Raw genomic sequence first — 8,996 nt, 5'->3', positions numbered from 1 at the left:
GCCCTGAGTCGTGAGTTCGTGTACTTCCTTCTCGGACACCGACCGTTGCGAATCGGCGTCACCAGGACGACCCGTGCTCCCACCGGAGCCAGAGCCCGAACGGGGACCGGACACCGCGCCTCCACCTCCCCCGTGCCGACCGGGACGCAACCAACACTACCGTTGTCACAGCCGCTGGCAGGCCTGTCGCACGAGTACGACGCGGCTTTGCCGTAAACAGCGGGTTACGGTGCCATGGTGACAGAAGATCGGAGCTCTGTGGCAACACCAGTGAACCCGGGCGATTCGCCCGACCTCTCGCCCGACCTCCGGGTCCGCATCGACCAGGACTCCTGCACCGGCGACGGTCTGTGCGTCCAGTATGCACCCTCCGTGTTCGAGTTCGACATCGACGGCCTCGCCTACGTGAAGAACGCCGACGGCGAGCTGCAGAGCGAGCCCGGCACCCACGTGGTCGTGCCGCTGCCGCTGCTCACGGAGGTCCGTGACGCCGCCGAGCAGTGCCCTGGCTTCTGCATCTACCTCGAACGCGCGGACGGCACCCTCGAGGCCGGCGGCCCACAGGAGGAGCCGGCGGAGCAGGCCCGGGCGGACGCCGGATGACAGCGCTCACCCCCGCAGACCTCTCCGCCCGCCCCGCCGCCTAAACCGGCGGCCACAGCACCCGAGCGGCACCGGCCTGCATCCCCCGCCCACCTGGCCTCTCCGGCGGGTCTGAACGAATCCGGCCATCCGGCTGCACGCCCATGGCTCGGATCTACGCCCGCGGCTGCGGCCCGTCCGGCCGGCCCGCCTGGTCCGAATGGTCCACCTAGTCCGGCTGGCCCGCCTCGTCCAGCCCGACCGCCCGATCCGGCTCGCCCGAGGGGACCGCCAGCCCGGGGGGCACCGCGGCGCCCGAGGGGCCCGGGGGGCTCGAGGGGCTCGAGGGGCTCGAGGAATCCGTCAGGCTCGCGGGGTCCGCCAGACCTGACGGGTTGTCCTGGTCCAGCTGCCCGGCCGGGTAGGAGCCCTTGGCGGGCCGGCGGCGCCGCGGCGGGGCGGTGACGCCGTCCGCCAGCTTCCGGGCCGTCACCAGGAAACCGGTGTGGCCGACCATGCGGTGGCCCGGCCGCACCGCCAGCCCCTCGACGTGCCAGTCGCGCATCATCGTCTCCCAGGCCGCCGGCTCGGCGAAGCCACCGTGCTCCCGCAGCGTCTCGACGATGCGGGACAGCTGGGTGGTCGTCGCGACGTAGGCGCACAGCACCCCGCCGGGGATGAGCGCGGCGGCCGCGACACCCACGACCTCCCACGGGGCGAGCATGTCCAGAATCACCCTGTCCATACCCTTTTCGGACGTCTCACCCAGATCGCCGACGTGCAGCGTGTGCGCTGGATGTGGTCCGCCGAAGAACGCCTCCACGTTCTTGCGTGCCACCTCCGCGAAGTCGGCCCGGCGCTCGTAGGAGACCAGCCGGCCCCCGTCGCCCACCGCACGCAACAGGGCGCACGACAGCGCCCCCGACCCGGCACCCGCCTCGAGGACCCGCGCCCCCGGGAACACGTCCGCGTACATGACGATCGCCGCCGCGTCCTTCGGGTACACGACGGTCGCGCCGCGCGGCATCGACAGGACGAAGTCGGCCAGCAGCGGTCGCAGCGCGAGGTAGTCGGTTCCACCGGTGCTGTGGACCACGATGCCCTCCGGCTGCCCGAGGAGGTCGTCGTGCGGGATGGCGCCGCGGTGGGTGTGGAACTGCTTGCCGGGCTCCAACACGACCGTGTGCCGCCGGCCCTTCGGGTCGGTGAGCTGGACACGGTCACCCTTGGTGAAGACCCCGCGGCGATGCGCGGCACCGGTCGGGGCTCGACCAGCCGCGATCGCTCCCAGGTCGGGCGGGATCTCCCCGCTCACCGGCAGGAGCTCGGCCAGCTCCTGGGCCGCGCCTGGGCGAGGCGTCGGCTCGTTCTCACGGTGCTCGCTCGCCGCCGGCTCCACGTGGGCGCCGGACGCGACCGCGTGCGGCGGGGTCGGGTCAGTACTGATCTCGATGTCCTCTCGGCGCGTGCCCGCGGTCAGCCCACGGCCAGCACACACCCTGCTGTTCGAAACGTCACCGAGAAGAGACCATACGGGCCGCGGCCGCGGGGTCGATCCTGGCCACGAGGTCGACCATCGCCAGCACACCGACCGGCCGACCGTGCTGGACGACGAGGTACTCCGGGGCGGGAACGCGTTGCACCGCGGACAGTAGCGCCTCGCCCTCGAGCTCGGCCTGCAGGGTCATCCCCGGGCCGATGGTCCGGCTCACCTCGTCGACGGTCGTCCACGGACGGCGGTGCTGCGGCATGGCGTCCACCGACAGACCATTCATGATCTTGACTGGCATACCGCCCCGGTCGATGACGGCGACGGCCGTCGCGCCGACCTCCTGCGCCCGCCGAAGCGCCTCACCGAGCGGCACCGCACCCTCGACGGGCAGGGTGCGCCGGGCCAACCGCCCCGCGGACAGGCCAGGAAGCCGCTCCCGCACCTTCGTCAGCCGCAGCGACTGGTAGGCCCCGAAGCCCAGGAAACCGGCCAGGAGGTACGCGTAGAAGGCGCCGAACCCGTCCGAGCTGGTCAGTGTGCCCCACACCACCAGCGCCCCGGCGACGACGAAGCCACCGTAGGCCCCGGCACGCTGGCCGCGCAGCCGGTCGTGCCCGATCGCCCACACCGCGGCGACCACCACGCGACCGCCGTCGAGCGGGAGGCCGGGTGCCAGGTTGAACACGAACAGCGTCAGGTTTGTGAAGCCCAGGTAGAACAGCACCGTTCCGATGCTTCCGTCGTCCGGGACGGCCAGCAGCCCTAGCCAGCAGAGGCCGGCGAGGAGGCCGTTGACGGCCGGGCCGACGAAGGCGATCAGGAACTCGCGACCTGCCGACGGTGGCTCGGGCTCGAACTCGGTGAAGCCCGCGAACCCGTGAATCGTCACCGACCGGACCCGCAGCCCGAAGCCCTGCGCGGTCAGCGCATGCCCGATCTCGTGCGCGAGCAGCGACAGGACGAAACCCACGGACACGATGACGGACAGCGCGAGCACGTGCTCGTCGGTCGCGGACGGCAGCCGGTTCCCGATCGTGCCGACCAGCAGCGAGGCGACCAGTGCCGCGAAGACCAGCGCCATCGGCGACACGAAGATCGGGACGCCGTGCACCGCGCCGACCCGCAGCCCCTGCGGACGCTCGGCCGGGCGCCGCTCGGGCGGCTCGGTCGCCCCCGATGCTCTGCGCTGCCCCGGACCGGGCTGACCCTCCATAGGTGTAGATGCTACGGACCAACCGGCGCTCTGTCCGGTCCGGATGGCGCCCCTCCTTCTACAGATGCCCGGTTGCTCCCGGTGGGCTGCGTCACGCCTGGTTCGCGGACAGGGCTGGCGCCACGGTCGTTCGGGACGCCGCGGCCGGCACCGGCACGAGCCGGGACCGATCGTGTCGGTGGGGCGTTCTAGGGTCGGACCCATGAGCACAGGACCGGCCTCCGCCCCACCTGTTCCGACTGCCGACGCACCGGCTACCGATGCCCCGGGCGCGGAGGTTGCGGCGGCCGACGGCGCGGCGGCGGCGAGGCCGGCGTCCGGCACGCCGGGTGCCGCCGGCCGGGGCACCGAGGGTCGTTCTCCCGGGCAGCTCGGCGGTGGGCCCGGCCGGGCCGGGGATCCGTCGGTTCCGTCGGTTCCGTCGGTTCCGTCGCAGGGCCCTCGCCCGGTGGCCTCGCTGTCGCCTTCTCGGGCCGCCGACTTCGTCAACTGCCCGCTGCGCTACCGCTTCCGGGTGATCGACCGGATCCCCGAACCGCCGAGTGAGGCGGCGACGCGTGGCACGGTGGTGCACGGGGTGCTCGAGCGGCTGTTCGATCTCCCGCCCCGCGAGCGCACCCAGCCGGCAGCGGCGGGCCTGGTCGAGCCGGTCTGGGCGGACCTGCTGGCGCGGGACGCGTCGCTGGGTGGCCTGTTCACCGATCCCACCGCGCTGGCGGCCTGGCTGGACAGCGCCCGCGACCTTCTCACCGGCTACTTCACCCTGGAGGACCCTCGTCGGCTCGCGCCGGCGGCGCGCGAGCTGTACGTCGAGCACGTTCTCGGGTCCGGCCTGCGGCTGCGCGGCTACGTCGACCGCCTGGACGAGGCGCAGACACCGCAGGGCACGGCGCTGCGCGTCATCGACTACAAGACGGGGCGGTCTCCCGGCCCGGCGTTCGAGGGCGCGGCGATGTTCCAGATGCGCTTCTACGCCCTGGTCCTGTGGCGTTCCCGTGGCGTTCTGCCGCGGGAGCTGCGGCTGTACTACCTGGGCGACCGCACCTGGCTGCGGGCCGCTCCGGACGAGGCCGAGCTGCGGGCGACCGAACGCCGGATCGAGGCGCTGTGGGCGGCCATCGCGCGCGCCCACAGCACGGGCGACTGGCGGGCGACCCCGGGCCGGCTGTGCGACTGGTGTGACCACAAGGCGCGCTGCCCGGCCTTCGGCGGGACGCCCCCGCCGCTGCCGGAGAGCGTGGCCGAGGTGCCGGTCGAGGACGGCGCGCCCGCGGTGTGTGAGGCCGATGGCTGACCGGTGGGCGGCGCCGTCGGGAGCGGTCCGCACCTGCGGTGCGGTCACCCCGCGTGACCGGTGGGAGCATGTCCGAAATATCCGACAGTACGACCCGAGGCCGGGCCGGTTACCGTCAGCTGCGAACATGTCGGGCGGAAAGATGTTGATCTTACCTTCCGCGTTGTTCGTTCGGAGCCCCCGGACCGGAGGCGCCGCACGGGCAGCACCCGCCGGCCGGTGACGTAGTACGCGACTTGGAGGAACGCAATGGCCCGACGCCCCGCATCGGACCACCCGCCTGCCCGCCGTGGCTCCGGCCGCCGGCAGGGCTCAGCCGCGCGCGCCTCCCGGCTCACCAAGGTCTACGGCTCGGGTCCCACCGCGGTGACCGCCCTGCGCGGTATCGACCTGACCTTCCCCTACGGCAGATTCACCGCGATCATGGGCCCGTCCGGCTCGGGCAAGTCGACCCTGATGCACTGCCTCGCCGGCCTGGACCCGGTCACCTCCGGGCGGGTCTTCATCGGGGACATCGATCTCTCCCGCCTGGGCGACCGGCAGCTCACCCAGCTTCGCCGGGACCGGATCGGCTTCATCTTCCAGCAGTTCAACCTCCTGCCCACGCTCACCGCGGCCGAGAACATCACCCTGCCGCTGGACATCGCGGGCCGCCGGCCCGACAAGAAGTGGATGCGGATGGTCGTCGAGGCCGTCGGCCTGGAGAAGCGGCTCGGCCACCGCCCACCGGAGCTTTCCGGAGGGCAGCAGCAGCGGGTCGCCTGCGCCCGCGCGCTCGTCACCCGACCAGAGATCATCTTCGCCGACGAGCCGACCGGCAACCTCGACTCGCAGTCCGGTGCGGAGGTCCTGTCGTTCCTGCGCGACTCGGTGCGCGAGCTGGGCCAGACCGTGGTCATGGTCACCCACGACCCGACGGCCGCCTCGTACTCCGACGAGGTGATCTTCCTCGCGGACGGTCGTCTCGTCGACGCGATGGCCGAACCGACCCCGGACGCCGTCCTCGACCGGATGAAGAACCTCGACGCGCTCGCCCGCGGAGGTGCCGGCGCCCACCCGGACACCGGGTTCGGCGACGAGCCGTTCGACGACGGGCCGCCTCGGCCGAGGTCCGCGCGCACCCAGCGGACCCCCGTCGACGCCGACCACGGTGACTACGACGCCCCGGATGACGAGTACCCCGGCGATCTGACGCCCGGCTACGGCGCGGGCGGTCACAGCAGGTCCGACTACAGCGCGTCCGACTACGGCGCGTCCGACCGTGGCCCCGCCGACCGCGGCGTGTCCGGCTACGCGGCGCCGGGCCCCGCGGACACGGCTCCCGTCGACTTCGGCCGCCCGGACCCGCGCGGGGGTCGCCCCGGTGGGCCGGCGATCGGCCGGCCCCAGCCGGGTGGGTGGTCCTGAGGGATGCTGCGCGCGACGCTGCGGAGCCTGCTGGCCCGCAAGGTCCGGTTGATGCTGTCCGTCCTCGCGGTGGTCGTGGGCGTCAGCTTCGTCACCGGCACGCTGGTCCTGACCGACACCCTGAACCGCACCTTCGACACCCTCTTCACCGACATCAACAAGAACGTCAGCGTCTCGGTCCGCTCCGTCAACGCGGTGGGCAACCAGGACCTGAACAGCCGGCGTCCGGTGGAGGCCTCGCTGGTGCCGACCCTGGCCAAGGTCGACGGGGTCGCGGCCGCGAACGGCGTGGTCCGCGGGACGGCCACCCTGATCAACCCCGCGACGGGCGATCCGTTCTCGACCGGCGGCGCCCCGGGCATCGGGGTGAACTGGAACGGCGGCTCCCCGACCAGCGCCGAGACGATCGCCGACGGTCACGCCCCGACCGGCCAGGAGATCGCCGTCGACAAGGCGACCGCCGACAAGTACCACCTCGCCCTCGGGCAGAAGCTCTCCGTACAGACCGCCGGCGCCCCGGAGGAGTTCACCCTCGCCGGCACGTTCCGCATCGGCGGCGAGGACAGCATGGGCGGCGCCATCGTCACCGTGTTCGACACGGCCACAGCGCAGCGCCTGATGCTCGCCCCCGGCAAGTTCACCTCGATCAACCTCGCGGCGACCGACGGGCTCACCCAGGAGCAGCTGCGGCAGCGGGTCGCCGCGGTGCTCCCCGCCGGCATCGAGGCGATCACCGGCGCCGCCCTCGCCGAGGAGAGCGCGAGCGCCGTGCAGGACGCCATCGGAGGCTTCTCCACCTTCCTGCTCGTCTTCGCCGGCATCGCGATGTTCGTCGGCGCGTTCATCATCTTCAACACCTTCACGATGCTGGTCGCGCAACGCGTCCGTGAGCTGGCGCTGCTGCGCGCGATCGGTGCCAGCCGCGGCCAGGTCCAGCTCTCCGTCCAGCTCGAGGCGCTGATCGTCGGCTTCATCGGCGCGACCGTGGGCCTGCTGCTCGGAGCGCTGCTCGCGGTGGGGCTGCGGGCGGCCGTCGGGGCGTTCGGGGTGTCGCTGCCGTCGAGCAGCCTGGTGTTCCAGGCCCGGACGATCCTCGTCGCCTACCTCATCGGGCTGCTGGTCACCAGCGCCGCCGCGTTCGTGCCCGCCCGCAAGGCGGCCACGGTGCCGCCGGTGGCCGCGATGCGGGAGACCTACGTGCTGCCCACCAGGTCGCTGCGCACCCGGGCGATCGCCGGCAGTGTCCTGACCGGGCTCGGCGCCATCATGGTCGTGGCCGGGCTGATGACGGGCGAGTCCGCGAACGCGACCGTCGTCGGGGCCGGCGCCGCCTTCGTCTTCCTCGGCATCACCACGCTCTCCCCTCTGCTCGCCCCGCCGGTGACGCGGATCGTGGGCACGCCGCTGCGTGCGCTGTTCGGGACCACCGGCCGGATCGGGCAGGAGAACGCGATCCGCAACCCGCGGCGCACCGCGTCCACCGCGTCGGCGCTGATGATCGGCCTCGCGCTGGTGAGCGCGTTCGCCGTCCTCGGGCAGTCCATCAAGGAGTCGGTGCGGGAGACGGTGTCGAGCAGCCTCGGCGCCGACTACTACGTGTTCGGGGAGAACTACGCCAGTTTCAGTCCGGAGGTCGCCAAAGGCCTGAAGGACCTGCCCGGCGTGGCCACATCCACCGGCGTGCGCAGCACCGCGATCAAGCTGGGGTCGAAGACGTCGTCCGTCACCGCCGGCGATCCCGCGGGCCTGCGCCAGCTCCTGGCGATCAAGCAGGTCGACGGCGACCTCAGCGCACTGGGCGACGGTTCGGTCCTGATGGACGAGAAGATCGCCCAGGAGCAGGGCCTGCGGGTCGGCGCGCCGGCACCGGTCACGTTCCCCGACGGCACCACGAACCTGACCCTGGTCGGAACCTACGAGGAGAGCACGATCGCCGGTCCGGTCCTCATCACCACCGGCGACTACGAGAAGCACTCCGGCAACAACCTGGACCTGTTCGTGATGGTCCAGATGGCCGACGACGCCGACCCGGCCGCGGTGAGGGCCGAAATCGACAAGGTCGTCAAGCCGTACGCCAACCTGAAGGTCAACGACCAGAGCGAGTTCGTGGCCGAGCAGGAGAAACAGGTCGACCAGTTGCTCGGGTTCGTGTACGTCCTGCTGGCCCTGGCCGTGGTCATCGCGCTGTTCGGCATCGTGAACACGCTCGCGCTGTCGGTGATCGAACGCACGCGTGAGATCGGCATGCTGCGCGCGATCGGGATGACCCGGCCGCAGATGCGGCTGATGGTGATCGTCGAATCCGTGATCATCGCGATCTTCGGCGCGGTGCTCGGCGTGGTCGTCGGCAGCTTCTTCGGCTGGGCGCTCACGGGAGCCCTGGAGAGCCAGGGGGTGAGCACCTTCGCCTATCCCGTCGGCACCATCATCGCTGTGATGATCGTCGGGGCACTGCTGGGCGTGCTCGCCGCGGTCTTCCCCGCCCGCCGCGCGGCCCGGATGGACATCCTGCGCGCGATCGCCTCGACCTGACCGATGATCGCCGTGACCGTGGTGAGACCGTCAGGCGTGCGTCAGGCCGGTACGCCGGTACGGCGTCACCTGACGCCGGTGCGCAGTCAGGTGACGCCGGTGCGCCGGACGAGGCCGGCGAGCAGCGCCAGGTCGACCTCGTGCAGGTTGGCGACCCGGGCCTGGACGGGCGGGGGTCCTGGCCGGGCGGGATCGGCATCGACGGCACGAGGACCGTCACGCAGCCGGCGGCGACACCGGCGGCCGCGCCGGTGAGGCTGTCCTCCAGCACGACGCAGGCGGCGGGGTCGACGCCGAGCAGCCGGGTGGCGGCCAGGTACGGGTCGGGGTGCGGCTTGCGCCGCTCGACCTCGTCACCGGCGACGGTAACGGTGAAGTGCCGCGCGCCGAGCAGGGCGACCACCGGGGTCCACCAGGGACCGGAACGAGGACGAGACCAGCGCGGTCGGCACGCCCGCGGCGGTGAGGACACCCAG

At 72.4% G+C, this 8,996-nt stretch carries 7 protein-coding genes; 4 read left to right on the top strand and 3 right to left on the bottom strand.

Annotation, left to right across the window (positions count from 1 at the left end):
* The first annotated feature begins 234 nt into the window (after positions 1–234).
* Complete coding sequence (locus FREUN1FDRAFT_RS36420; protein ID WP_050796179.1) at positions 235–603, top strand: ferredoxin; 369 nt, start codon at positions 235–237, stop codon at positions 601–603.
* Positions 604–811: 208 nt separating this feature from the next.
* Here FREUN1FDRAFT_RS36420 and FREUN1FDRAFT_RS36415 read toward each other — a convergent pair whose 3' ends face one another.
* Complete coding sequence (locus FREUN1FDRAFT_RS36415) at positions 812–1,897, bottom strand: tRNA (adenine-N1)-methyltransferase (protein WP_369809855.1); 1,086 nt, start codon at positions 1,895–1,897, stop codon at positions 812–814.
* 199 nt (positions 1,898–2,096) lie between these two features.
* Positions 2,097–3,287: a site-2 protease family protein gene (locus tag FREUN1FDRAFT_RS36410; protein WP_006545421.1), complete on the bottom strand. Its 1,191-nt coding sequence runs from the start codon at positions 3,285–3,287 to the stop codon at positions 2,097–2,099.
* 202 nt (positions 3,288–3,489) lie between these two features.
* On the opposite strand from FREUN1FDRAFT_RS36410, the gene FREUN1FDRAFT_RS36405 reads away from it, so the two are divergent.
* From FREUN1FDRAFT_RS36405 to FREUN1FDRAFT_RS36395, 3 genes are all read left to right on the top strand, one after another.
* Positions 3,490–4,581 carry a PD-(D/E)XK nuclease family protein gene (locus FREUN1FDRAFT_RS36405; RefSeq protein ID WP_006545420.1) on the top strand — a complete coding sequence of 364 codons (1,092 nt, stop codon included), beginning with the start codon at positions 3,490–3,492 and terminating at the stop codon, positions 4,579–4,581.
* A 249-nt stretch (positions 4,582–4,830) separates the two neighbouring features.
* Complete coding sequence (locus tag FREUN1FDRAFT_RS36400) at positions 4,831–5,988, top strand: ABC transporter ATP-binding protein (protein ID WP_006545419.1); 1,158 nt, start codon at positions 4,831–4,833, stop codon at positions 5,986–5,988.
* A 3-nt stretch (positions 5,989–5,991) separates the two neighbouring features.
* Positions 5,992–8,520 carry an ABC transporter permease gene (locus FREUN1FDRAFT_RS36395; protein WP_006545418.1) on the top strand — a complete coding sequence of 843 codons (2,529 nt, stop codon included), beginning with the start codon at positions 5,992–5,994 and terminating at the stop codon, positions 8,518–8,520.
* On the opposite strand, the gene FREUN1FDRAFT_RS48385 is transcribed toward FREUN1FDRAFT_RS36395, so the two are convergent.
* The gene (locus FREUN1FDRAFT_RS48385) at positions 8,414–8,923 is read right to left on the bottom strand and encodes an HAD-IA family hydrolase (RefSeq protein ID WP_369809854.1); all 510 of its coding nucleotides are present in this window, start codon (positions 8,921–8,923) and stop codon (positions 8,414–8,416) included. The two genes, FREUN1FDRAFT_RS36395 and FREUN1FDRAFT_RS48385, sit on opposite strands and share 107 nt — an antisense overlap.
* Positions 8,924–8,996: the final 73 nt, after the last annotated feature.

Source organism: Parafrankia sp. EUN1f (genome assembly GCF_000177675.1).
Classification (GTDB): domain Bacteria; phylum Actinomycetota; class Actinomycetes; order Frankiales; family Frankiaceae; genus Parafrankia.
The sequence above is the reverse complement of the archived record's forward strand: the minus strand, read 5'-3'. Positions and strand labels throughout refer to the sequence as shown.

Bases quoted from the DNA above. Each gene is read 5' to 3' on its own strand.
- FREUN1FDRAFT_RS36410 (WP_006545421.1), bottom strand. From the start codon at position 3,287: ATGGAGGGTCAGCCCGGTCCGGGGCAGCGCAGAGCATCGGGGGCGACC.
- FREUN1FDRAFT_RS36405 (WP_006545420.1), top strand. From the start codon at position 3,490: ATGAGCACAGGACCGGCCTCCGCCCCACCTGTTCCGACTGCCGACGCA.
- FREUN1FDRAFT_RS36400 (WP_006545419.1), top strand. From the start codon at position 4,831: ATGGCCCGACGCCCCGCATCGGACCACCCGCCTGCCCGCCGTGGCTCC.
- FREUN1FDRAFT_RS36395 (WP_006545418.1), top strand. From the start codon at position 5,992: ATGCTGCGCGCGACGCTGCGGAGCCTGCTGGCCCGCAAGGTCCGGTTG.
- FREUN1FDRAFT_RS36420 (WP_050796179.1), top strand. From the start codon at position 235: ATGGTGACAGAAGATCGGAGCTCTGTGGCAACACCAGTGAACCCGGGC.